Raw genomic sequence first — 22,754 nt, 5'->3', positions numbered from 1 at the left:
CTGTTGTCAAAGAATGCCCAAGCCGTACGACGAATGCACATATGGTCTCGGCCGATTCAACTGGGGTACTCTCCGGAGATGACCACTGTTTAATGTTCAACCACCAAAACGGAGTCAAGCATGGGATACCAAAAGATCCAGGTGCCTGCCAGCGGTGACAAAATCACCGTCAATGCCGACAACACCCTGAACGTTCCCGATAACCCGATCATTCCCTACATTGAGGGTGACGGCATCGGAGTCGATATCAGTCCGGTGATGATCAAGGTTGTCGACGCGGCTGTGGAAAAAGCCTACGGCGGAAAGCGAAAGATTGCTTGGATGGAAATCTACGCTGGCGAGAAGGCGACGCAGGTTTACGATCAGGATACCTGGCTGCCCAAGGAAACGCTTGAGGTTGTGCGTGACTTCGTGGTCTCCATCAAGGGGCCGCTGACTACCCCGGTAGGTGGTGGTATCCGTTCACTGAACGTTGCCCTTCGTCAGGAGCTGGATCTTTATGTCTGCCAGCGTCCGGTTCGCTGGTTTACTGGTGTGCCTAGTCCCGTCAAGAAGCCGGCCGACGTCGACATGGTCATTTTCCGAGAAAACTCGGAGGACATCTATGCCGGTGTCGAGTGGAAGGCCGGTTCGCCTGAATGCGAAAAGGTGATCAAATTCCTCACCGAGGAAATGGGTGTCAAGAAAATCCGCTTCACTGAGAACTGCGGTATCGGTATCAAGCCGGTTTCGCAGGAGGGCACCAAGCGCCTGGTCCGCAAAGCGCTGCAGTATGCCGTCGACAACGACCGCAGCTCCGTTACCCTGGTTCACAAGGGCAACATCATGAAGTTCACCGAAGGTGCCTTCAAGGAGTGGGGTTACGAGGTTGCGCGAGACGAGTTTGGCGCCGAGCTGCTGGATGGTGGACCATGGATGCAGTTCAAGAACCCGAGCACCGGTAAGAATATCGTTGTCAAGGACGCGATCGCTGACGCGATGCTGCAGCAGATTCTGCTACGTCCGGCCGAGTACGACGTGATCGCAACGCTTAATCTGAACGGTGACTATCTGTCAGACGCCCTGGCGGCAGAAGTTGGCGGAATCGGTATCGCGCCGGGTGCCAACCTGTCGGATACGGTGGCCATGTTCGAGGCGACCCACGGCACCGCACCTAAGTATGCGGGGCAAGACAAGGTCAACCCGGGCTCGCTGATCCTTTCTGCGGAGATGATGCTTCGCCATATGGGCTGGATCGAAGCCGCCGATTTGATCATCAAGTCGACTGAAGGCGCGATCGAAGCCAAGACCGTGACCTATGACTTCGAACGGCTAATGGACGGCGCAACGTTGATGTCCTGCTCAGAGTTCGGCGATGCGATGATTTCGCACATGTAACCAGGCGAAACACAAAAAGGCCGATCAGCGATCGGCCTTTTTGCTGCCTGCAATCAGGCGTCTACGGTCGAACTCTGGGAAGCAGGGGCTACCGCTTCCGTAGAGGCCTGTAAAGACCGTATGTTGGTCGCGTGCAGGCCCTTGGGACCCTGCAGAATATCGAACATGACCGCCTGCCCAGCCTTGAGTGTCCTATACCCTTCCATCTGAATGGCCGAGTAGTGGGCGAACAGGTCCTCATCGCCGCCGTCTGCTACGATGAAGCCATAGCCTTTGGCGTTGTTGAACCACTTGACCTTACCGCTTAGCATGCTGTTATCCCTCTGCAAAGGAGTCCATCACTGGAGTAACATCCATTTTATTCCGCGCTGGCGCAGCATAAGGCCCCATGCGCGCAACCTGTTGCCGTTGTGGCAATTACTGTTTGTATCATCGTTTTGCCGATAGTCAAGGCGACTCGTCAGGTGGCTGTGAAGCCTTTCCACTTACCCGGCCTCGGCGCCCCGACCTAGAACCGTTATTCGCATGCGTGCATCTTTCGAGATTCGACTAATATCCAACCAGGATCGTCAGGAACCACTGGACGATGACTCCTCCGGCTTGGCGGTGGAAGAAGCCAAGCCACAGCTCAAGGCACCACCCATGTTTAAAGTTGTCATGTTTAATGATGACTACACGCCGATGGATTTCGTCGTGGAGGTGCTGGAGGGTATCTTCAACCATAATCGGGAGCTCGCCACCAAGATCATGCTGGCGGTTCATACCGAAGGGCGGGCCGTCTGTGGCGTCTACACACGGGACGTCGCTGAAACCAAAGCAATGCAGGTCAATCAATATGCAAGGGAATGCCAGCATCCGTTGCTTTGTGAGATCGAGAAGGACGGTTAAACCCCGACTGCTGGGTAAGAGGTGAAAGCTATGTTGAACCGTGAGCTCGAAGTCACTCTGAATCTGGCTTTCAAGGAGGCACGTACCAAGCGTCATGAGTTCATGACGGTTGAACACCTCCTGCTAGCCTTGCTGGACAACGAGGCAGCCGCAACGGTGTTGCGCGCCTGTGGAGCCAGCCTCGACAAACTGCGGCACGACCTACAGGAGTTTATCGACTCCACGACGCCACTCATTCCTCAACACGACGAAGAACGGGAAACCCAGCCGACCCTCGGTTTCCAGCGCGTTCTTCAGCGTGCTGTGTTTCATGTGCAAAGCTCCGGCAAGCGTGAGGTGACGGGCGCAAACGTTCTTGTTGCCATATTCAGCGAGCAGGAAAGTCAGGCTGTATTCCTGTTGAAGCAGCAAAACGTTGCCCGGATAGACGTAGTCAACTACATCGCCCATGGCATATCGAAAGTTCCGGGCAGTAGCGGCAATCCCGAGGGGGATGCCGAGATGCAGGACGAAGAGGGTGGCGACGCTTCAACCGCTGGAAATCCGCTGGATGCCTATGCTAGCAATCTCAATGATCTAGCCCGCCAGGGCCGCATCGATCCGCTGGTGGGTCGCGAGCACGAGGTGGAGCGTGTGGCGCAAATTCTGGCGCGTCGACGCAAGAACAATCCGTTGCTGGTCGGTGAGGCAGGCGTTGGCAAGACTGCTATCGCTGAAGGGCTGGCCAAACGTATCGTGGACAATCAGGTGCCCGAGCTTCTGGCGAACAGTGTCGTGTACTCGCTGGATCTGGGTGCGCTGCTGGCTGGCACCAAATATCGGGGCGATTTCGAGAAGCGCTTCAAAGCGCTGCTGAACGAACTTCGCAAGCGTCCGCAGGCGGTCCTGTTTATCGATGAAATCCACACGATCATTGGCGCGGGCGCTGCGTCCGGTGGCGTCATGGATGCGTCCAACCTGCTCAAGCCTTTGCTTTCGTCCGGGGAGATACGCTGCATCGGGTCAACGACCTTTCAGGAGTTTCGCGGAATTTTCGAGAAAGATCGGGCACTCGCCAGGCGCTTCCAGAAGGTCGACGTTTCCGAGCCTTCGGTCGAAGATACGATTGGCATCCTGCGGGGGCTGAAAGGTCGCTTCGAGCAGCATCACAATATCGAGTACAGCGATGAATCGCTGCGTGCTGCGGCTGAATTGGCATCGCGTTATATCAATGACCGGCATATGCCAGACAAGGCCATCGACGTCATAGACGAGGCTGGCGCCTTTCAGCGGTTGCAGCCTGAGGACAAGCGTGCGTTGCGTATCGATGTCGAGCAGGTAGAAGACATCGTTGCGAAAATCGCGCGAATTCCGCCAAAGCATGTCAGTACATCCGACAAGGAGTTGCTGCGTAATCTGGAGCGTGATCTCAAGCTGACTGTTTTTGGGCAGGACGATGCTATCGACTCGCTTGCAACAGCTATCAAGCTATCCCGTGCAGGCCTGAAAGCGCCTGACAAGCCGGTCGGGTCGTTCCTGTTTGCTGGCCCGACGGGCGTCGGCAAGACGGAAGCGGCTCGTCAGCTGGCGCGCGCGCTGGGGATCGAGCTGGTGCGGTTCGATATGTCCGAGTACATGGAGCGGCATACCGTTTCGCGTCTGATCGGTGCTCCCCCTGGGTACGTCGGTTTCGATCAGGGAGGCTTGCTGACCGAGGCGATAACCAAGCAGCCCCATTGCGTGCTCTTGCTTGATGAGATTGAGAAAGCGCACCCCGAGGTCTTCAATCTGCTCCTGCAGGTGATGGATCACGGCACCTTGACCGACAACAACGGGCGCAAGGCAGATTTCCGCAATGTGATCATCATCATGACAACCAACGCAGGCGCTGAGACCGCGGCCCGAGCGTCTATCGGTTTTACCCATCAGGACCATGCGTCGGATGCGATGGAGGTGATCAAGAAGAGCTTTACGCCAGAGTTCCGCAATCGCCTGGATACGATCATTCAGTTCGGTCGCCTCAGTCATGAAGTCATCAAGAGCATCGTCGACAAGTTCCTGATCGAGTTGCAAACGCAGCTCGAGGACAAGCACGTGACGCTCGAGGTGTCTGATGCGGCTCGCGGTTGGCTGGCCGAGCGCGGTTACGACGTGCAGATGGGTGCACGGCCAATGGCTCGTCTGATTCAGGACAAGATCAAGCGTCCTCTTGCTGAAGAGATCCTGTTTGGTGAGCTAGCTGAACACGGAGGGGTCGTTCACATCGATATTCGCGACGGTGAACCTTTCTTTGACTTTGAAACTTCGGCTGAGCTGGCCTGAGTCTGGAGTGGTGTACAGATGCCCGGCGATGCCGGGCATTTTTTTTTGGCTGGGTTAAGCGCATCACAGAGGTGCGTGATGCCTGCGCTGCAGGTTGCGCAAACAAAAAAGCCCGGACATACCGGGCATTCTTTCTCGCGTACCGTTACCGGGCGCGGTAGGTGATGCGACCTTTGCTCAAATCATAAGGCGTCAATTCGACGCGGACCTTGTCACCGGTAAGAATCCGGATGTAGTTCTTGCGCATCTTTCCGGAGATGTGCGCAGTAACGACGTGCCCATTTTCCAACTCCACGCGAAACATGGTGTTGGGCAGGGTGTCGACGACAGTACCTTCCATTTCGAAGCTGTCTTCTTTCGACATTCAGTAAAACCCTCGGTGTTCAGTGATTGCCCCGGCGCAAGAATGCGTGGGTAAAAGCGGCAAGTATTGTGCCTGAAAGGGCCCGGAGAGCCAAGGCCTTAGCTCAGTGTTATCCAGCGCTGATTGACCAGAAGTTCGATGGGCCGGTATTCAGTCTTGTAATTCATCTTGCGGCAGTTCTTGATCCAGTAACCAAGGTACACCGCATTCAGTCCGAGCCGTGCGGCCTCGCCGACCTGCCAGAGGATGGCAAAGCGACCCAGGCTTCGGCGCTCTTCAGCTGGATCATAGAAGGTATAGACCGCGGACAGTCCATTCGGGAGGGCGTCGGTCACAGCCAGCGCAAGCAGGCGCCCGTCCAGACGAAACTCATAGAATCGGGAAAAGGGCAGATCGCGAACTAGAAAGGTATGAAACTGGTCGCGGCTCGGTGGGTACATGTCACCGTCTGCATGCCGCTGTTCGATATAGGTTGCATACAGCGCGTAGTATTCCTCGGTAAACGAGGGGCGGACATCTTTGACGGTAAGGTCCGAGTTGCGCTTCAGTATTCGTTTTTGCTGGCGGTTGAGTTCGATACCAGCGGCAGGGATACGGGCAGGTATGCATGCCGTGCAGCGCTGGCAGTGGGGACGGTACAGGTGGTCACCGCTGCGACGAAATCCCATTTCGGAGAGTTCGGCATAAACCTGTACATCCATGGGTTGGCTAGGGTCGAGAAACAGCGTGGTGGCCTGTTCGTCCGGCAAATAACTGCACGCATGTGGCTGGGTGGCGTAGAACTTGAGACGAGCCAGTGAGGTCATGGTCAGCTCTCGAAAAACATGAGTCGTTATGGGTCAGCGTGGTGCCGTCGCCTCGGATTCCCATTGGGCTGAGCTGGGCTCGTCCAGATACAGGGCGAGCGCCTCGGCAAATGCCACGCGCGAAATGCCCCGTGCGCCGAAACGCTCCAGGTGCTGCGTTGGCATTTGGCAGTCAATCCATTTGAAGTCCCAGTCACGGAGACGTTCCACTAATGTCACAAATCCCACTTTGGAAGCATCGGTCGTACGGCTGAACATCGATTCGCCAAAGAATAGCTGACCCATGGCAAGGCCATAGAGGCCGCCGACCAAAAGCCCATCACTCCAGACCTCGACGGAATGGGCTATGCCCATTTTATGCAGCGTCATGTAGGCGTCCTGCATCGGCGTGGTAATCCAGGTGCCGTCGGCGTAGCTGCGCGGAGCGGCGCAGCCACGTATGACCTCGGCGAACGCCCGATCGAAACTGACCTCGAAAGTGCCCTGGCGTAAGGTTTTGCGCAGGCTGCGAGAAACATGCAGCTCTTCTGGGAAGAGTACGGTTCGAGGATCAGGCGACCACCACAATAAAGGCTGCCCATCCTGATACCAGGGGAAACAACCATGTCGATACGCTGCCTGAAGGCGCTCGGGGGTCAGGTCACCTCCAGCTGCCAGCAGACCATTGGGGTCGCGCATGGCCTTTTCCAAAGGAGGGAATGTCAAGTCGTCGCGCTGCAGCCAGGTCAGCATATCGTCAGGTCAGAAGAGGGCGGATCAGTGTCCGCCAAGTGAATCAGAGGTCCAGGTATTTTTCAGCATCGAGTGCTGCCATGCAGCCTGCCCCAGCCGAAGTGATGGCCTGGCGGTAGACATGGTCGGCCACATCTCCGGCCGCAAAGACACCAGGGACGCTGGTACAGGTCGCGTCGCCTTCACCGCCGCCCTTGATCTTCAGATAGCCGTCCTTCATCTCCAGATGTCCCTTGAAGAGGTCAGTGTTGGGCTTGTGACCTATGGCGATGAATACGCCTGCCAGGTCAAGTTGCCGCTCTTCGCCCGACATCGTGCTCTTCAGGCGCACGCCGGTAACGCCGGAGGCATCGCCGAGCACTTCTTCCAGGGTGTGGTTCCAGTGCAGTCGAATATTCCCGCTCGTCGCCTTTTCCATGATCTTGTCCTGGAGAATCTTCTCCGAACGCAACTTGTCACGGCGGTGGATCAGGTGCACCTCTTTGGCAATGTTGGACAGGTACAGCGCTTCCTCGACAGCGGTATTGCCGCCACCGATTACAGCTACGACCTGGTTTCGGTAAAAGAAACCGTCGCAAGTCGCGCATGCGGAAACACCCCGTCCCGCGAACGCTTCTTCGGAGGGCAGGCCCAGATACTGAGCTGAAGCACCGGTTGCGATGATCAGTGCGTCGCAGCTGTAAGTAGCACTGTCTCCCTTGAGGATGAACGGGCGTTGCTGCAGTTCGGCGGTATGGATATGGTCGAACACCACCTCGGTATCGAAGCGCTCTGCGTGTTTCTGCATCCGCTCCATGAGGGCCGGGCCTGTCAGGCCTTCGACATCGCCCGGCCAGTTATCCACTTCGGTGGTGGTGGTGAGCTGGCCGCCGGGCTGAATACCCGTAATCATCACCGGTTTCAGGTTGGCACGCGCCGCGTAGACGGCCGCGGTATAGCCGGCCGGGCCTGAGCCGAGGATGATCAGACGTGAATGCTTGACTTCATTCATAAAAAGCCCTCATAAGCCTTTGTTGCCAATGGAGAAGCGTGCTCCAGTCGAGTCACGCTTTAAAAACTGGCGTTTATGCTACACCGAAGCATCGAGAAAAGCCCAAGCCGGCACGGAACCGGCATGCCATCGAATCGACAAACCCGTACAATGCCGAGGTTCTGGCTGATTACGGTTCATAGAGCAGCGCCGTGGGCGCAGGAAATAAAGCGTTTTGAAGAATACGTCCTCTACCGCGCCGGCTTCCGTCTGGCGGCAACAACTGCAGTACCGTCTCAAAGAAGGTGCATTGATCGCGCTAGGCGCGCTATGCGCCTATTTGTGGATGGCGTTGCTCACGTACGATCCAGCTGATCCGGGCTGGACGCACACCAGCAACGTGGAGCAAGTGCAGAACGCTGCCGGCCGCGCCGGTGCCTGGTTCGCTGACGTCTTGTTCATGGCGCTCGGCTACTTTGCCTTTCTGTTTCCGTTACTGCTGGGTATCAAGACGTGGCAGGTTTTCCGCGCGCGACATCAGCCCTGGAGCTGGAATGGCTGGCTTTTTTCCTGGCGGCTGATAGGGCTGGTGTTTCTCATCTTGTCCGGTTCGGCGCTTGCTTATATTCACTTCCAGTTCGACCACAGCCTGCCTGCCTCTGCTGGCGGTGCGCTGGGAGAGAGCCTTGGCCAACTGGCTGAGGCAGCCCTCAATGTTCAGGGCAGTACCTTATTGCTATTGGCATTTTTCCTGTTTGGCCTGACGATCTTCACCGACCTGTCCTGGTTCAAGGTGATGGACCTGACCGGAAAGATCACGCTCGACCTGATCGAGTTGATCCAGAGTGCATTCGCCCGTTGGTGGTCAGCACGCAGTGAGCGCAAGCAGCTTGTCGCCCAGCTTCGCGAAGCGGATGACGTTGTCAACGACGTAGCGGGATCTCTGCCAGATAACAAGGAGCGCGCGAAGGTCAGGGAGCGCCTGCTCGAGCGAGAGGAGTCGCTGAGCAAACACATGACCGAACGTGACAAACGTCCGGCCCCTATGATTCCGCCACCAGCACCACCCAAACCGGTCGAGCAAAGCAAGCGGGTACTTAAGGAAAAGCAGGCGAACCTGTTCGTCGACCCGCTGATCGAAGGCAGTGTGCCGCCTCTTTCCCTGCTGGACCTCGCGGAAAAACAGCAGAAGCAGTATTCACCCGAGTCGCTGGAGGCGATGTCGCGGCTGCTGGAGATCAAGCTCAAGGAATTCGGCGTCGAGGTGATCGTCGAGTCGGTTCACCCGGGCCCGGTCATTACACGTTTCGAAATCCAGCCGGCTGCTGGCGTCAAGGTCAGTCGCATTTCAAACCTGGCCAAAGACCTGGCGCGTTCGCTGGCGGTCATCAGCGTTCGGGTGGTCGAGGTGATTCCGGGCAAGACCACCGTCGGTATCGAAATCCCGAACGAAGATCGCCAGATCGTGCGGTTCTCGGAGGTATTGTCATCGGCGCCCTATGACGATGCGAAATCCCCGGTCACCATTGCGCTGGGTCACGATATCGGTGGCAAACCGGTCATCGCCGACCTGGCGAAGATGCCCCACTTACTGGTTGCCGGTACCACCGGTTCGGGTAAGTCGGTCGGCGTGAATGCGATGATCTTGTCGATTCTGTTCAAGTCCACGCCGGAAGACGCGCGTTTGATCATGATCGATCCGAAGATGCTCGAACTGTCGATCTATGAAGGCATTCCGCACTTGTTATGTCCGGTTGTGACCGACATGAAGGAAGCAGCCAACGCGCTGCGCTGGAGCGTCGCCGAAATGGAGCGACGCTACAAGCTGATGGCGGCCATGGGCGTACGTAACCTGGCGGGCTTCAACCGCAAGGTGAAGGACGCAGAGGAGGCCGGCACCCCGCTGACCGACCCGCTTTATCGTCGCGAGAGCATGGACGATGAAGCGCCGCTGCTGAAGAAGCTGCCGACCATTGTGGTCGTGGTGGACGAATTTGCCGACATGATGATGATCGTCGGCAAGAAGGTCGAAGAGCTTATTGCGCGTATCGCCCAAAAAGCACGGGCGGCAGGCATCCACTTGATCCTGGCGACCCAGCGGCCTTCGGTGGACGTGATTACCGGGCTGATCAAGGCCAATATTCCGACCCGTATGGCATTTCAGGTCTCAAGCAAGATCGACTCGCGGACCATTCTCGATCAGGGCGGCGCCGAGCAGCTGCTAGGTCACGGCGACATGCTGTATCTGCCTCCAGGTACAGGCCTGCCGATTCGTGTTCATGGTGCATTCGTTTCCGATGAAGAGGTGCATCGTGTTGTCGAGGCCTGGAAGGCTCGCGGGGCGCCTGATTACATCGAAGAGATTCTGGTCGGTGTGGAAGAGTCTGGTGGTGGCTTCGATGGTGGCGCAGGCGAGGGCGGCAGTGGAGAGGACAGTGAGGACGATCCGCTTTACGATGAGGCGGTACGCTTCGTCACTGAAAGTCGCCGGGCTTCAATCTCTGCCGTTCAGCGCAAACTCAAGATCGGCTACAACCGCGCCGCTCGGATGATCGAATCCATGGAAATGGCGGGCGTCGTGACGTCAATGAACACCAACGGCTCGCGCGAAGTACTCGCGCCGCCACCTACCCGCGACTAGTTCGCCGAGGGCTTCATGCAATTGATTCGTGCGTTGTTTGCATCCGCTCTGCTGTTCTTGCTGGTCCCAGCCCAGGCTGACCAGGCCTCCTCCGTGCAGCGCCTTACCGGCCTGTTGCAGAAGGCTGAAACCTTGACTGGCCGCTTTTCCCAGCTGTCTCTGGATGGCACCGGAACCCAGCTGCAGGAAACCTCTGGCGAGATGGCGCTCAAACGCCCGGGCCAGTTTCGCTGGCATACCGATGAGCCCATGGAGCAGCTGCTGGTTTCCAATGGTAAGAAGGTCTGGTTATATGACCCGGATCTCGAGCAGGTCACCATCCAGACCCTGGATCAGCGTCTGACGCATACGCCCGCCTTGCTGCTTTCAGGCGACGTCTCTGCAATCAGCGAGAACTTCGAGGTCTCGCATCAGGAAGCCGGTGAAGTTGTAGATTTCACGCTCAGGCCGAAAGCCAAGGACACGCTGTTCGACAGCCTTCGCCTGTCCTTCCGTGGTGGTGTGATCAACGATATGCAGATGATCGATGGCGTAGGGCAGCGCACCAATATCCTGTTTCAAGGTGTCCAGTTGAACAAGCCGCTCAAGGCTGATCTGTTCACCTTTGAGATCCCCGAAGGCGCCGACGTCATTTCCGAATAACCAACCTTTGCTCTTCCGTTCACCGAAACGGCCTGCGTAACTGCAGGCCGTTTGCATCAGAGGCTTCCGTCGCCGATGGACCTGTTCAGCCGCGATCCAGTTGCTCAACCACTAGCCGCACGTTTACGCGCCGCCAGCCTTGACGAGTATGTCGGGCAAGAGCACCTGTTGGCGCGCGGCAAACCGTTGCGTGAGGCGCTAGAGCAGGGTGCGTTGCACTCGATGGTCTTCTGGGGGCCTCCGGGAGTCGGCAAGACCACCCTGGCGCGCCTGTTGGCCAAAGTATCTGATGCGCACTTCGAGACCGTCTCGGCGGTGCTGGCTGGCGTCAAGGAGATTCGCCAGGCCGTGGAGATTGCAAAGCAGCAAGCGGCCCAATACGGACGGCGTACTATCTTGTTCGTTGATGAGGTGCATCGCTTCAACAAGTCTCAGCAGGACGCTTTTTTACCCTATGTTGAAGATGGCACGCTGATTTTCATCGGTGCCACCACCGAAAACCCGTCGTTCGAGCTTAACAATGCGTTGTTGTCGCGTGCCCGGGTCTATGTGCTCAAGAGCCTCGACGAGGCTGCGCTACGCAGGCTGGTCACGCGCGCATTGACCGAGTCTAAGGGACTGGGCGACCTCCATCTGAGCCTGCCGGATGAGAGTTTTCAGATCCTCATGGCAGCTGCTGATGGTGATGGACGACGGCTATTGAACCTGCTGGAAAACGCCTCGGACCTGGCCGAAGAGGGCGGCGAGATCAGCGTCGAGCTGCTTCAGGATCTACTGGGCGACAGCCGGCGGCGCTTCGACAAGGGGGGGGAGGCCTTTTACGACCAGATATCGGCTTTGCATAAGTCGGTTCGCGGATCGAATCCGGATGCCTCGTTGTACTGGTTTGCCCGAATGATCGACGGTGGTTGCGATCCGCTGTATATCGCCAGGCGTGTGGTCCGCATGGCCAGTGAAGAAGTTGGCAATGCCGACCCTAGGGCGCTGAGCCTGTGTCTGTCGGCTTGGGATGTGCAGGAGCGGCTGGGAAGTCCGGAGGGCGAATTGGCCGTCGCCCAGGCGATCGTCTACCTTGCTTGCGCGCCGAAGAGCAACGCGGTCTACAGCGCCTTCAATGCAGCGATGCGGGACGTTCGGGAAAACGGCTCGGCGGAGGTTCCGTTGCACCTGCGTAATGCGCCGACCCGGCTGATGAAAGAGCTGGGTTACGGCAACGAATATCGCTACGCCCATGATGAGCCTGACGCCTACGCTGCGGGTGAGGACTATTTTCCAGAAGCAGTAGAGCCGCGCCACTATTACGACCCCGTACCGCGTGGTCTGGAGAGCAAAATCCGCGACAAACTTGAGCATCTGGCACGTCTCGATCAGCAAAGCCCGCGGCAGCGGAGAAAAACATGATTCGCATGGTTCTGGCCGTGGCCGCCGGCGGTGTTGTAGGTACGCTGATCAGATTCGGCGTCTCGACATGGGTCTCCACTCAGTGGCCTAGGCACTTTTTCTTCGCAACCCTCGCAGTGAATCTGCTTGGCTGTCTGCTTATTGGCTATCTGTACGCCTCTTTCCTGCACCGTCCCGAACTGTCCCCGGAGATGCGCAGCGGGTTGATCGTTGGCTTTCTCGGTGCGTTAACGACGTTTTCCAGCTTCTCGCTGGACGGTTTGCGACTGCTGGAAAGCGGCCAGCCCGCGACAGCCTTCGGTTACATAGGCGTGAGTGTGCTCGGTGGTCTGTTGGCCGCCTGGCTCGGACTTACGCTTGGCAGGTTATGAACCTGGCCTGGATCACAGTAAACTTCGCTTCTTCGCCTTTCCTCAAAGCTTCCATAGACGAGACCCACCATGCTTGATTCGAAACTGGTACGCACACAGCTGCAAGACGTGGCCGACCGCCTCGCGACCCGCGGCTACCAGCTGGATGTGGCGCGTATCGAGGCGCTTGAAGCCCAGCGCAAGACCGTGCAGACCCGTACCGAGCAACTTCAGGCCGAGCGCAACGCTCGCTCCAAATCCATCGGTCAGGCCAAACAGCGTGGTGAGGACATTGCGCCGTTGCTCGCCGATGTCGACCGTATGGGCTCAGAACTCGAAGCCGGAAAGGTCGAGCTGGAAGGCATCCAGAGCGAGCTGGATCAGTTGATGCTGAGCCTGCCGAACCTGCCGCACGAATCGGTTCCAGTGGGCAAAGATGAAGATGAGAACGTCGAAGTTCGTCGCTGGGGTGCGCCCAAGGCCTTCGACTTCGAAGTGAAAGACCACGTCGCATTGGGCGAGCAGCACGGCTGGCTCGACTTCGAGACCGCGGCCAAGCTATCCGGTGCGCGCTTTGCGCTGATGCGCGGGCCGATCGCCCGTCTGCATCGCGCCTTGGCGCAGTTCATGCTGGATCTGCACACCCGCGAGCACGGATACGAAGAGGCGTACACGCCGTATCTGGTCCAGGCCCCGGCGCTGCAAGGCACCGGCCAGCTTCCGAAGTTCGAAGAGGATCTGTTCAAGATCAGCCGTGAGAACGAAGCTGACCTTTATCTGATTCCCACCGCCGAGGTCTCTCTGACCAACATCGTTGCCGGCGAAATTCTGGATGCCAAGCAGCTGCCGTTGAAATTCGTCGCGCATACGCCGTGTTTCCGCAGCGAAGCGGGCGCTTCTGGCCGTGACACCCGCGGGATGATCCGTCAGCACCAGTTCGACAAGGTCGAGATGGTTCAGATCGTCGAGCCGAGTCAGTCGTTCGAAGCGCTGGAAGGCTTGACGGCGAACGCCGAGAAGGTACTGCAGACTGCTGGAACTGCCATATCGCGTTTTGGCGCTGTGCACGGGTGACATGGGCTTCGGTGCGACTAAGACCTACGATCTCGAAGTCTGGGTGCCGAGTCAGGACAAGTATCGTGAAATCTCCTCCTGCTCCAACTGCGGCGACTTTCAGGCGCGCCGTATGCAGGCACGCTACCGCAATCCGGAAACGGGCAAGCCCGAACTGGTCCATACGCTGAATGGCTCCGGGCTGGCCGTAGGGCGTACGCTGGTCGCAGTGCTGGAAAACTACCAGCAGGCCGATGGCAGCGTCCGCGTGCCGGCGGCACTCAAGCCCTACATGGGCGGTATCGAAGTGATCGGTTGACCCTGCGATAGCGTGCCGACGCAGGTGCAGAGAGCCGGGTGATGTGCTTCGCAGGGAAATGGCCGAACGACCATCCGGGCTCTCTTGATTCTCGACAAGGGCCATCACAGCCGTAAAGTTTGAGATGGCTATATCTCATATTGTCACCAGGACTGGTCCATGGATTTTTTGCCGCTTTTCCACAATCTGAAGGGCCGTCCGGTACTGGTCGTCGGCGGTGGGGAGATTGCGCTACGCAAGGCTCGCTTGTTGTCAGAAGCGGGCGCCGTGCTGCGCGTTGTCGCCCCGGAAGTAGAGGCGCAGTTGAGCGAACTAGTAGCGCAAGGCGGCGGACAGACAATCATTCGTGGTTATCTCGCTGGCGACTTGTCAGGCTGCGTGTTGGCGATCGCTGCGACCGATGACGAGCCGCTGAATGAGCAGGTATCCAAAGACGCTCAGGCGCTTGGCATGCCGGTTAATGTGGTGGATTCGCCGCAGCTGTGTACGGTGATTTTTCCGGCCATTGTTGACCGCTCGCCGCTGATGATCGCTGTTTCCAGCGGCGGTGATGCTCCCGTGCTGGCGCGCCTCATGCGCGCGCGCATCGAGACCTGGGTGCCAGCGGTCTATGGCGAACTGGCAGGCCTGGCGAAGAAATTCCGCAGCCAGGTCAAGGCCAAATTTGCAGACGTACAGCAGCGGCGTGTGTTCTGGGAAGAAGTCTTCCAGGGCAGCGTCGCCGAGCGTGCTCTGGCTGGCCAACAGGCAGAGGCCGAGCGGTTACTGGTGGAAAAACTGTCGGGTGCTCAGCCGAAGGCGCTGGGTGAGGTCTATCTGGTCGGCGCTGGGCCGGGTGATCCTGATCTGCTGACTTTCCGCGCGCTGCGTCTGATGCAGCAGGCCGATGTGGTCCTGTATGACCGCCTGGTAGCGCCGGCTATTCTTGATCTTTGCCGACGGGATGCCGATCGTATCTACGTTGGCAAGCAGCGCTCGGCCCATGCCGTGCCGCAGGATCAGATCAACCAGCTGTTGGTGACCCTGGCCAAGGAAGGCAAGCGCGTGTTGCGGCTCAAAGGCGGCGATCCGTTCATCTTCGGCCGAGGCGGGGAGGAAATTGAAGAACTGGCGGCGCACGACGTGCCATTTCAGGTGGTGCCTGGTATCACCGCGGCCAGCGGCTGTGCGGCCTATGCCGGAATTCCGTTGACGCACCGCGACCATGCCCAATCGGTACGTTTCGTTACCGGGCATCTGAAGGACGGCAGCTGTGATCTGCCCTGGTCAGAGCTGGTCGCGCCCAGCCAGACCCTGGTGTTCTACATGGGGCTGGTCGGCCTGCCCATCATCTGCCAACAGCTGATCGCACACGGACGCTCCGCCGATACGCCCGCCGCGCTGGTTCAGCAAGGCACGACGGTCAATCAACGGGTGTTCACCGGGACTCTTGCCAACCTGCCCGAGCGAGTAGCCAGCGAGCAGGTGCAGGCGCCCACGCTTGTCATCATTGGCGAGGTGGTGCAGTTGCGGGAGAAACTCGCCTGGTTCGAAGGCGCTCAGCACCGCGACAGATGACCTGTTGCGCCTGCGTCCCAGGCAGGCTTGCGGTCACCTGGACCAGATGCCTTTGCCCGGCAGTCGCCCGCGATCATGCTCGCGGGCAAGAGACAGCTGCGGCCCCTTGGGTACGATGCCGTTGGCATTTATATGGCGATGGCTGGCGTAGTAATGGTGCTTGATGTGGGTAAGGTCTACGGTCTCGGCAATCCCCGGCCATTGATAAAGCTCACGTAGCCAGTTCGATAGGTTGGGATAGTCCTCGATCCGCCGCAGGTTGCACTTGAAGTGACCGTGGTAGACGGCATCGAAGCGAACAATGGTAGTAAACAGGCGCCAGTCCGCCTCCGTCAGGTACTCACCGGCGAGATAGCGGCGCTCGCCGAGGCGTTGCTCGAGCCAGTCGAGCTCGGTAAACAACTGGTCGAATGCCGCCTCGTAGGCCTTCTGGGTCGACGCAAAGCCCGCACGATAGACGCCATTGTTGACGTTCGGATAGATGCGTTCGTTCAGCGAATCGATCTCGGCGCGGAGCGGCTCCGGGCAGAGATCCAGCCTCGATCCGGTCAGCTCGTCGAACGCAGTGTTGAAGATGCGGATGAGTTCTGCCGACTCGTTGTTGACGATGCGATGCTCCTGCTTGTCCCAAAGCACCGGAACCGTCACGCGGCCGGTGTACTGGGTATCGTCAGCGGTATAGCGCTGGTGCAGGTAGCTCAGGTCATCCAGCGCATCGCCTGTCGAGCCCGTGTCCTGGTCGAACGTCCAGCCGTGTTCTGCCATCAGCCAGCCGACCACCGATACGTCAATCAACGGCTCGAGCTGTTTCAGTTTGCGATAGATCAGCGCGCGATGGGCCCAGGGGCAGGCGAGTGACACATACAGATGGTAGCGGCCGGCTTGGGCCTGGACAGCTGGTCGCCCATCCGGGCCAGGCGAACCGTCCGGGGTAATCCAGCCACGCCGCTGCGCCTGTTCACGTTGGAATTCGCCGTCTTTGCTGTTCTCGTACCAGCGATCCTGCCACTGCCCATCGACCAATAGCCCCATGTCCACCTCCAATGTTCTCGAATGAAAATAGTGTAGGCGGCATGTTTTGATGAATCAGTCGTAATGGTCGGTCAATTCGATCGCCTAGTTCGATGGATTGCGCCCGGTCCAGAATCGTTGTGCCTGGTCGAAGGCGGTTTCACGCGAATGGCCCAGGCCTCTAAGCGCAAGCGCCATGGTCGCCACCACAGCCAGTTCGCCATACGCATCTTCTGCGCCGTGCCAGACGTTCAGCAGCTGCTGCGGATCCAACTGTGCCGGCTTGACGTGGCGCTGCGGCGAGAGCGCGGGCCAGTCCTCGTCCCAGGACTGGCCCGCCTGGGTACCGTAAAGGTGCGCAACGCCATCGGGGTTGACCTCGATTTCGCCACCTTCGCCCTTGATCACGATTGAGGTGTCGCCCAGGAGCCGGCTGGCTTCCCGGTGATTGGCCTGGTAGCCGGGATGGAAAATGCTTTGCAGGCCGCAGCGTGCCTGCAGTGGGTTAAGGATGCGTGCCAGCGAGTGGATTGGCGAGCGGAGACCCAGCACGTTACGTTGATCGATCATTCGCTGGAGCCCCGGCATCCAGGCGCCGAGGGGCATGAAGGCAAGATTGGCCTGATCCAGAGCGTAGCCTGTTTCAGCCCAGTCGCTGCAACGAGCGATACCCAGAAGCTCGAGCTGCTGTTCGGTATAGATGCGCCCTGCGGTGTGCGCACCACCGCCGTGCATGAGTATCCGTACGCCATTGTTTGCCAGGCATTTAGCGGCAAGCAGATACCAGGGCAGATGGCGTTTCTTGCCGGCATAGGTTGGCCAGTCAATATCCACCGCGATTGCTGGCGCTTGCAGGCGTTCACGCACGGCTTCGGTGAATCCTGCCAGCTCTTCGGCACTTTCCTCCTTGTGCCGTAGCAGCATGAGAAAGGCGCCGAGTTGGGTGTCTTCAGCTTTGCCGTCGAGCAGCATGCCCATGGCTTCGCGCGCTTCCTCTCGGGTCAGGTCGCGGGCGCCGCGCTTGCCTTTGCCGAGAATGCGGACGAAGACGGCGAAAGGATGTTCGGCGGGGGTGACCAGGCTCATATGCAATTGCTCGGTTTCGGCAGGCCTGCCAGCTTTGCAGCCAGCTTGGCAGGGGTGCCTTTGAATAGGCGGTTCAGATGCATGCTGTTGCCCTTTTCCGGGCCAAGTTTCAATGCGCTGTACTTGATCAGCGGACGCGTTGCGGGCGACAGCTGAAACTCCCGATAAAACTCTCGCAGCACCCGGAGAATTTCCCAGTGTTCGGCCTGCAGGGTGATCCCTTCAGCGTCTGCCAGTGCTTCTGCGACCGGCTCGCTCCAATCGTTGAGATCAACCAGGAAGCCTTCCTGATCCACAGCAACGCTTGTGCCATTGATGATCAGCCCGTTCATAGCCAGGAATTGGTCCGGTCATACAGACAGCAAAGTTTGACGAAGCCGTCGTAGTCGATCTGCTGCAGGCGCGACGGCAGGGAGCTGATGCCACGGGCGGCCAGGTCTTCATCCAGCGCAAACAATGCGATGCTCTCGGGCATCAGGTCCAATGCGTGTCGCTGGGCGGTGCCGCTCTGCAGCGCATATACCCCATCACCACAGAGCAGCAATGCATCGCCCGCACCGGCGAGATGCAGACAACTGGCCAGACGACCGTCTGAAAAAGGGGAGTGGGAAAGCAGGTGCAGAGTTGCCATCAGAGCGTGATCACATGGTCGTAGCGGTTGATAAGGGCGTGCAGGCCGGCATCGTCCAGCACTTCTACTGGCAGGGACAATGCGGCTTCCTCCAGCCCGCGCTCGCTGAGGCTGCGTTTGGCCGCGTACAGCGCGTCGATGCCAAACATGGGTAGCGCCTGCAGGTTGGCAGTCAGGTCCTTTTGCTGCAGCTGAGCGGCCTGCTGAGCGGGAGCCAGTTGAAACACTCCGTCATCAAGAAACAACAGTCCGAGCGGCAATTCGAACGCGCCGCCAGCCAGGACGATATCCAGGGCTTCGCGTGCGCTGGGGCCGGACCAGGGCGATTGCCGCGAGATTATGAGCATCGAGCGAGCCATCAGTTACCTCCAAAGCAGACCAGGCGGTCGGCCTGCTGGCTGGCTTCGTGCAACTGCCCCAGACCGGACAGTTCCCAACCCGTTGCAAGGTTCGCTGCAGGGCGCTGGTGGCGTTTGGCTTCCTGTTCATCCAGTACGCCACGGCGCAGACCCGCGGCGATGCAGACCACACCATCGAGCCCGTGGCGCCTGACGAGCTGACGCCATTGCTCTGCGATGTCCAGTTCGTCCTGCGCGGTCACGGTGTTTGCCGAGGCGCTATGCACACCGTCCTGATAGAGAAACAGCCGGACAACCTCGTGCCCGCCCGCCAGCACCGCTTCGGTGAAGCGCAAGGCGCGGCGTGAGGCGGGGGAGTGGGCGGGGGAAAACAGGGCAATTGCGAATTTCATGGGCCACCGTTGCATGACTGCCTGACATGATACGCCAGCTTTAGAAACGAAAAAGCCCGCCGAAGCGGGCTGATTCGATGGGGACTGATCAGTCGTCGCCACCCATGATACCCATCAGCTGCAGCAGGCTGATGAACAGGTTGTACAGCGAAACGTACAGGCCGATGGTGGCCATGATGTAGTTACGCTCACCGCCATGGATGATCGCACTGGTCTGATAGAGGATGCACACCGAAGAGAACAGCACGAAGCCCGCGCTGATCGCCAGCTGCAGACCACTGATCTCGAAGAAGAACCCAGCGACCATCGCGCCCAGCAGGACAAAGAAACCGGCGGTGATGAAACCGCTGAGGAAGCTCATGTCCTTACGGGTGATCAGCACGAACGCCGACAGGCCAAAGAAGACCAGAGCGGTCATCGACAGCGCCGAGGCAATCAGTTCACCACCGTTGGCAGTGCCCAGGTACATGTTGAGGATCGGCCCCAGCGTGTAACCCATGAAACCGGTCAAGGCGAAAGTCGAAAGCAGACCCCACGCGGAATTGCGCAGCTTGACGGTCAGGAAGAACAGGCCATAGAAGCCGATCAGCACCACGAAGATGTTCGGGTAGGCGGCGTTGGCCTGCATCGCCATGTAGGCGACCAGGGCGCTGAAGCCCAGGGTGATGGCCAGAAGGCCGTAGGTGTTGCGCAGAACGCGGCTGACTTCCTTCTGTTCAACCTGCGTATGCGTAGGTGCGTACTGTTGCTTGAGCATGGCGACACTCCTGTAGATGTATTCAGCCAGAGGTGAATTGCCCCGGATCATAGCAGAGCTTTTGTTTCGTCCTCACAACAGAGTTTGACAGTGTGTTTCGTTCGGGTACTATTGCGCCCGCTCTCTGCGGAGGAGTGGCAGAGCGGTTGAATGCAACGGTCTTGAAAACCGTCGAAGGGGAAACTCTTCCGTGAGTTCGAATCTCACCTCCTCCGCCATATCAAGAAAAAGGCCCCGGATCTCGGGGCCTTTTTCGTTTCTGGGGCAGGAAAATGCGAATTCGATCGTTCCTCGTTGGTTTCCAGCAGAGGGAGTACGGTACGACGAACCCCCAGTAAAGGCCGCGAGTCCGCCTGATGCCGACAAGCTGGCGATTGTGGCAGGGTTGGTTGGGTACGGAGCGGCAGGCCAATGAATGCGGAGCTTTCGGCTGCAGTACAACGAACTGCACCGGCAAATGAATAGCCAGCTGTGTGTGGTCTCTCCGGTGCCGGCTAACTAGGATGATCCATTCACTACCGTCTGGGCGCGTCTTATGCCTTTGCCTCGCTTCCCGCTGCTGCTCGTGGGTGCATTTCTAGCCTTGTACCTGATCTGGGGCTCGACCTATTTCGTGATCCGTATCGGCGTTCAGTCCTGGCCGCCGATGTTGCTGGCCGGGCTGCGTTTCGTCATTGCTGGCAGTTTGATGTTCGCCTGGTTGCGCTGGCGTGGTGCCCCGGTGCCCACCGCCCGGGAATGGCGATCCTGCGCGATTGTCGGTTTCCTTCTGCTCAGCTGCGGTAATGGCGGCGTAACCATTGCCGAACATCTTGGCGTGGCGTCTGCAGTTGCGGCATTGGCGATCGCGACGGTGCCCTTGTTCGCGCTGCTGTTCGGCTTGATCTGGGGACAGCGGACCACGGGACTGGAGTGGGGCGGGATCCTGCTGGGGCTGATCGGCATCGGCTTGCTCAACCTTGGCCACAACCTCCAGGCCAGCCCGCTAGGCGCGGTGATCGTGCTCCTCGCGGCGGCGAGTTGGGCGTTTGGTTCGATGTGGAGCCGTCACCTCAGCCTGCCCAGTGGTGCAATGGCGAGCGCCGCGCAGATGCTCGTCGGTGGGGCTGCGCTCTTGTCTGGCAGCCTGCTCGGTGGCGAACGTCTGCAGCAGATGCCGGACGTAGCCGGCTGGCTTGCGTTGCTCTACCTGATATTTCTCGGCTCCATCGTGGCGTTCAGCGCCTACCTTTACCTTCTCAAGCACGTGCGCCCAGCAGCGGCCACCAGCTATGCCTACGTCAATCCGGTGGTGGCGGTGCTGCTGGGCATCACCTTTGCTGGCGAGCATATCGGCGCGGAGGAATGGCTGGCGATGATGGTGATCCTCAGCGCCGTGGTATTGATCGGCCTGCCACAATGGCGCCGACCGAAAACCGTTGCCGCGGCGAAACCGGTTTAAACCGGAGGGCAAGGAGTGATTCGGGTTGTATGATGACTGCCCTCATGGATGATCAAACCGTTCGCCTCGAGGTCTGAGCTTCGAGCGCGTCGCGCAATGAACAAGGCGCATCCATCCATCGTTTCCCTCATTCACAGGCGACCCGATGCCCGCTACGAAAACACCGACCTCCAACGACACCTTTTTCATCCTGTCGCTGGTGGTATTCAACTTCATCTCGTTCATATCCATCGGCATCCCGCTGGCTTCGTTGCCAGGTTACATCCATGAAAACCTGGGATTCAGCACCACCATTGCGGGTGTGGTAATCGGTGCGCAATATCTCACCACCTTACTGTGTCGTCCCCTTGCCGGGCGGCTGGCAGACGAGCGGGGCGCCAAGAAGACTGTATTGATCGGCATGGCCTCAGGCCTGCTGAGCGGTTTATTGCTCCTTGCCTCTGCGTTGCTTGAGTCCTGGCCAATGGCAAGCATCAGCGTAATGCTCGGGAGTCGGTTGATCCTGGGCTTTGCCCAAAGTTTGATCGGCATCTCCGCGATCACCTGGGGTATCAGCCGCTTGGGCGCTGAAAGCACGGCGCGCATGATTTCCTGGAACGGTGTGGCGGCCTATGGCGGAGTCGGCATCGGTGCACCGCTAGGCGTTTTTCTGGCCCAATCGCTGGGGCTCTGGAGCCTGGGCGTGGTGACGATGCTGTTGGCCACAACGGGCCTGGCACTGGCTTGGCGACGCGGTGATGCGCCGCTGAACCCAGGTAAGCGTTTGCCGTTCGGCAAGGTGCTGTGGAAGGTCGCGCCGCCCGGCATCAGCCTGGCGCTGGCCACCATCGGCTACGGCACGCTTACGGCCTTCATCGCACTGTATTACAGCGCCCGAGGTTGGGATGGCGCAGCCTGGTGCCTGACCGCATTTGCGTTTGCCTTTATCGGGACGCGTTTGTTGTTCCCCAATCTGATCAACCGCGTCGGCGGCTATTCCGTGGCGATGGTGTGCCTGGCGGTGGAAATCCTGGGGCTGCTGATGCTCTGGCTGGCCGAGGCGCCAGGCATTGCCCTGGCAGGTTCGGCGTTGACTGGCTGCGGGCTGTCGTTGCTTTATCCAGCCTTGGGAGTTGGCGTGGTATCCCGTGTCGGTGTGGCCAATCGCAGTTCGGGCCTCAGCGTGTTCGCCATGTTTTTCGACCTGTCGCTGGGCCTGTCCGGGGCGATCATGGGAGCGCTGGCCACCTACATTGGCATGCAGAGCATCTTCCTTGGTGCGGCCTTCATGGCTCTGGCTGGCCTGTCGATCGTCTGGCTGCTGCTGCGACGCGAGCGCACGGCCGAAAGCTGAAGGGTGACCGTTGCAGGGCACCGCTGTGTTGACTCAGTGTGCGGTCCTGCACATGCCAAGATCCAGCGATGCGCGCTTGACGAGAGCCGCCGCGCTGGGGCGGTAGTCGCGCCTGCTGCGATTGAGCTGCTTCCAGAATTCCAGCGGCTGCTTGGCGCTGATGTCGGACTGCCTGACCAGGTTTTCGAGGGTTTTGCTGCTCATGCGGCCTCCAATGTCTCGGTCGAGTGGCTGTGAAAAGTCGCTTCCCTGCGCCAGCCGTCGCGGCTTTCCATGGCTAAGAGAATGCCGAGATGCAGTTACAGCTTGTTGACAGATGCGCCGGGTCTCCCAGAGGCGACGA

General features: G+C 59.0%; 23 protein-coding genes, 1 tRNA gene and 1 pseudogene. 12 read left to right on the top strand and 13 right to left on the bottom strand.

All coding sequences use genetic code 11. The features are described 5' to 3' along the window. Nucleotides 1–120: 120 nt before the first annotated feature. Complete coding sequence (icd, locus tag AC4LFW_RS09490; protein ID WP_491818817.1) at nucleotides 121–1,377, top strand: NADP-dependent isocitrate dehydrogenase; 1,257 nt, start codon at nucleotides 121–123, stop codon at nucleotides 1,375–1,377. Between the two features lie 53 nt (nucleotides 1,378–1,430). Here icd and cspD read toward each other — a convergent pair whose 3' ends face one another. Then, nucleotides 1,431–1,688 carry a cold shock domain-containing protein CspD gene (gene cspD / locus AC4LFW_RS09485; protein ID WP_312125693.1) on the bottom strand — a complete coding sequence of 86 codons (258 nt, stop codon included), beginning with the start codon at nucleotides 1,686–1,688 and terminating at the stop codon, nucleotides 1,431–1,433. 214 nt (nucleotides 1,689–1,902) lie between these two features. Between cspD and clpS the strand changes: the two genes are divergently transcribed. Both clpS and clpA read left to right on the top strand, forming a co-directional pair. After that, nucleotides 1,903–2,265 carry an ATP-dependent Clp protease adapter ClpS gene (gene clpS / locus AC4LFW_RS09480; protein WP_312125696.1) on the top strand — a complete coding sequence of 121 codons (363 nt, stop codon included), beginning with the start codon at nucleotides 1,903–1,905 and terminating at the stop codon, nucleotides 2,263–2,265. 30 nt (nucleotides 2,266–2,295) lie between these two features. Further along, the gene (clpA, locus tag AC4LFW_RS09475; protein WP_312125698.1) at nucleotides 2,296–4,566 is read left to right on the top strand and encodes an ATP-dependent Clp protease ATP-binding subunit ClpA; all 2,271 of its coding nucleotides are present in this window, start codon (nucleotides 2,296–2,298) and stop codon (nucleotides 4,564–4,566) included. A 145-nt stretch (nucleotides 4,567–4,711) separates the two neighbouring features. Here clpA and infA read toward each other — a convergent pair whose 3' ends face one another. From infA to trxB, 4 genes are all read right to left on the bottom strand, one after another. After that, nucleotides 4,712–4,930, bottom strand: a complete 219-nt coding sequence (infA, locus tag AC4LFW_RS09470) for a translation initiation factor IF-1 (RefSeq protein WP_002553999.1) — start codon at nucleotides 4,928–4,930, stop codon at nucleotides 4,712–4,714. A gap of 98 nt (nucleotides 4,931–5,028) precedes the next feature. Beyond that, on the bottom strand, nucleotides 5,029–5,736 hold the full coding sequence (locus AC4LFW_RS09465; RefSeq protein ID WP_312125701.1) for an arginyltransferase: 708 nt from the start codon (nucleotides 5,734–5,736) through the stop codon (nucleotides 5,029–5,031). 33 nt (nucleotides 5,737–5,769) lie between these two features. Continuing rightward, complete coding sequence (gene aat, locus AC4LFW_RS09460) at nucleotides 5,770–6,468, bottom strand: leucyl/phenylalanyl-tRNA--protein transferase (RefSeq protein ID WP_491818816.1); 699 nt, start codon at nucleotides 6,466–6,468, stop codon at nucleotides 5,770–5,772. Between the two features lie 43 nt (nucleotides 6,469–6,511). Then, nucleotides 6,512–7,459, bottom strand: coding sequence for a thioredoxin-disulfide reductase (trxB, locus tag AC4LFW_RS09455; RefSeq protein WP_491818815.1), 948 nt, complete (start codon nucleotides 7,457–7,459; stop codon nucleotides 6,512–6,514). A 214-nt stretch (nucleotides 7,460–7,673) separates the two neighbouring features. Between trxB and ftsK the strand changes: the two genes are divergently transcribed. The 6 genes and pseudogenes from ftsK to cysG all read left to right on the top strand — a co-directional run bounded on the left by ftsK (nucleotide 7,674) and on the right by cysG (nucleotide 15,401). Beyond that, nucleotides 7,674–10,079, top strand: coding sequence for a DNA translocase FtsK (gene ftsK, locus AC4LFW_RS09450; RefSeq protein ID WP_312125710.1), 2,406 nt, complete (start codon nucleotides 7,674–7,676; stop codon nucleotides 10,077–10,079). Between the two features lie 15 nt (nucleotides 10,080–10,094). Next, entirely contained in the window at nucleotides 10,095–10,721 is a 627-nt protein-coding gene (lolA, locus tag AC4LFW_RS09445) for an outer membrane lipoprotein periplasmic chaperone LolA (protein WP_312125712.1), read from the top strand. Nucleotides 10,722–10,796: 75 nt separating this feature from the next. Continuing rightward, the gene (locus tag AC4LFW_RS09440) at nucleotides 10,797–12,122 is read left to right on the top strand and encodes a replication-associated recombination protein A (RefSeq protein WP_312125715.1); all 1,326 of its coding nucleotides are present in this window, start codon (nucleotides 10,797–10,799) and stop codon (nucleotides 12,120–12,122) included. Continuing rightward, nucleotides 12,119–12,493, top strand: a complete 375-nt coding sequence (gene crcB / locus AC4LFW_RS09435) for a fluoride efflux transporter CrcB (RefSeq protein WP_046163628.1) — start codon at nucleotides 12,119–12,121, stop codon at nucleotides 12,491–12,493. Before AC4LFW_RS09440 ends, crcB begins: the two co-directional genes overlap by 4 nt. A gap of 69 nt (nucleotides 12,494–12,562) precedes the next feature. After that, nucleotides 12,563–13,844 (top strand): annotated as a pseudogene (gene serS, locus AC4LFW_RS09430) (serine--tRNA ligase). Nucleotides 13,845–14,003: 159 nt separating this feature from the next. Beyond that, complete coding sequence (gene cysG, locus AC4LFW_RS09425) at nucleotides 14,004–15,401, top strand: siroheme synthase CysG (protein WP_312125723.1); 1,398 nt, start codon at nucleotides 14,004–14,006, stop codon at nucleotides 15,399–15,401. Between the two features lie 33 nt (nucleotides 15,402–15,434). Here the strand turns inward: cysG and AC4LFW_RS09420 are convergent, their stop codons facing one another. The 7 genes from AC4LFW_RS09420 to AC4LFW_RS09390 form a co-directional block, all read right to left on the bottom strand. Next, the gene (locus tag AC4LFW_RS09420) at nucleotides 15,435–16,433 is read right to left on the bottom strand and encodes a glutathione S-transferase family protein (protein WP_312125725.1); all 999 of its coding nucleotides are present in this window, start codon (nucleotides 16,431–16,433) and stop codon (nucleotides 15,435–15,437) included. 84 nt (nucleotides 16,434–16,517) lie between these two features. Continuing rightward, nucleotides 16,518–17,498, bottom strand: coding sequence for a glycosyl transferase family protein (locus AC4LFW_RS09415; RefSeq protein WP_312125726.1), 981 nt, complete (start codon nucleotides 17,496–17,498; stop codon nucleotides 16,518–16,520). Beyond that, nucleotides 17,495–17,830 (bottom strand): TusE/DsrC/DsvC family sulfur relay protein, encoded by a 336-nt coding sequence (locus AC4LFW_RS09410; protein ID WP_312125729.1) that lies wholly within the window; start codon nucleotides 17,828–17,830, stop codon nucleotides 17,495–17,497. The genes AC4LFW_RS09415 and AC4LFW_RS09410 overlap by 4 nt, the downstream gene beginning before the upstream one ends. Further along, the gene (tusB, locus tag AC4LFW_RS09405; RefSeq protein ID WP_312125732.1) at nucleotides 17,827–18,129 is read right to left on the bottom strand and encodes a sulfurtransferase complex subunit TusB; all 303 of its coding nucleotides are present in this window, start codon (nucleotides 18,127–18,129) and stop codon (nucleotides 17,827–17,829) included. The genes AC4LFW_RS09410 and tusB overlap by 4 nt, the downstream gene beginning before the upstream one ends. Further along, nucleotides 18,129–18,488, bottom strand: a complete 360-nt coding sequence (gene tusC / locus AC4LFW_RS09400) for a sulfurtransferase complex subunit TusC (protein WP_491818814.1) — start codon at nucleotides 18,486–18,488, stop codon at nucleotides 18,129–18,131. The genes tusB and tusC overlap by 1 nt, the downstream gene beginning before the upstream one ends. Continuing rightward, nucleotides 18,488–18,880 carry a sulfurtransferase complex subunit TusD gene (tusD, locus tag AC4LFW_RS09395; protein ID WP_491818813.1) on the bottom strand — a complete coding sequence of 131 codons (393 nt, stop codon included), beginning with the start codon at nucleotides 18,878–18,880 and terminating at the stop codon, nucleotides 18,488–18,490. The genes tusC and tusD overlap by 1 nt, the downstream gene beginning before the upstream one ends. An 88-nt stretch (nucleotides 18,881–18,968) precedes the next feature. Continuing rightward, the gene (locus AC4LFW_RS09390) at nucleotides 18,969–19,637 is read right to left on the bottom strand and encodes a Bax inhibitor-1/YccA family protein (protein ID WP_312125738.1); all 669 of its coding nucleotides are present in this window, start codon (nucleotides 19,635–19,637) and stop codon (nucleotides 18,969–18,971) included. A gap of 128 nt (nucleotides 19,638–19,765) precedes the next feature. Here AC4LFW_RS09390 and AC4LFW_RS09385 point away from each other — a divergent pair. The 3 genes from AC4LFW_RS09385 (at nucleotide 19,766) to AC4LFW_RS09375 (ending at nucleotide 22,411) form a co-directional block, all read left to right on the top strand. Then, nucleotides 19,766–19,855: transfer RNA gene (locus AC4LFW_RS09385), tRNA-Ser, on the top strand. 317 nt (nucleotides 19,856–20,172) lie between these two features. After that, nucleotides 20,173–21,078, top strand: coding sequence for a drug/metabolite exporter YedA (gene yedA, locus AC4LFW_RS09380; RefSeq protein ID WP_491818812.1), 906 nt, complete (start codon nucleotides 20,173–20,175; stop codon nucleotides 21,076–21,078). Nucleotides 21,079–21,223: 145 nt separating this feature from the next. Further along, the gene (locus AC4LFW_RS09375; RefSeq protein WP_491818811.1) at nucleotides 21,224–22,411 is read left to right on the top strand and encodes an MFS transporter; all 1,188 of its coding nucleotides are present in this window, start codon (nucleotides 21,224–21,226) and stop codon (nucleotides 22,409–22,411) included. Nucleotides 22,412–22,444: 33 nt separating this feature from the next. Here the strand turns inward: AC4LFW_RS09375 and AC4LFW_RS09370 are convergent, their stop codons facing one another. Then, entirely contained in the window at nucleotides 22,445–22,615 is a 171-nt protein-coding gene (locus AC4LFW_RS09370; protein WP_491818810.1) for a hypothetical protein, read from the bottom strand. Nucleotides 22,616–22,754: the final 139 nt, after the last annotated feature.

The organism is Stutzerimonas sp. C6.4V, from assembly GCF_058536345.1.
This window is presented reverse-complemented; position numbering and strand designations above follow the sequence as displayed.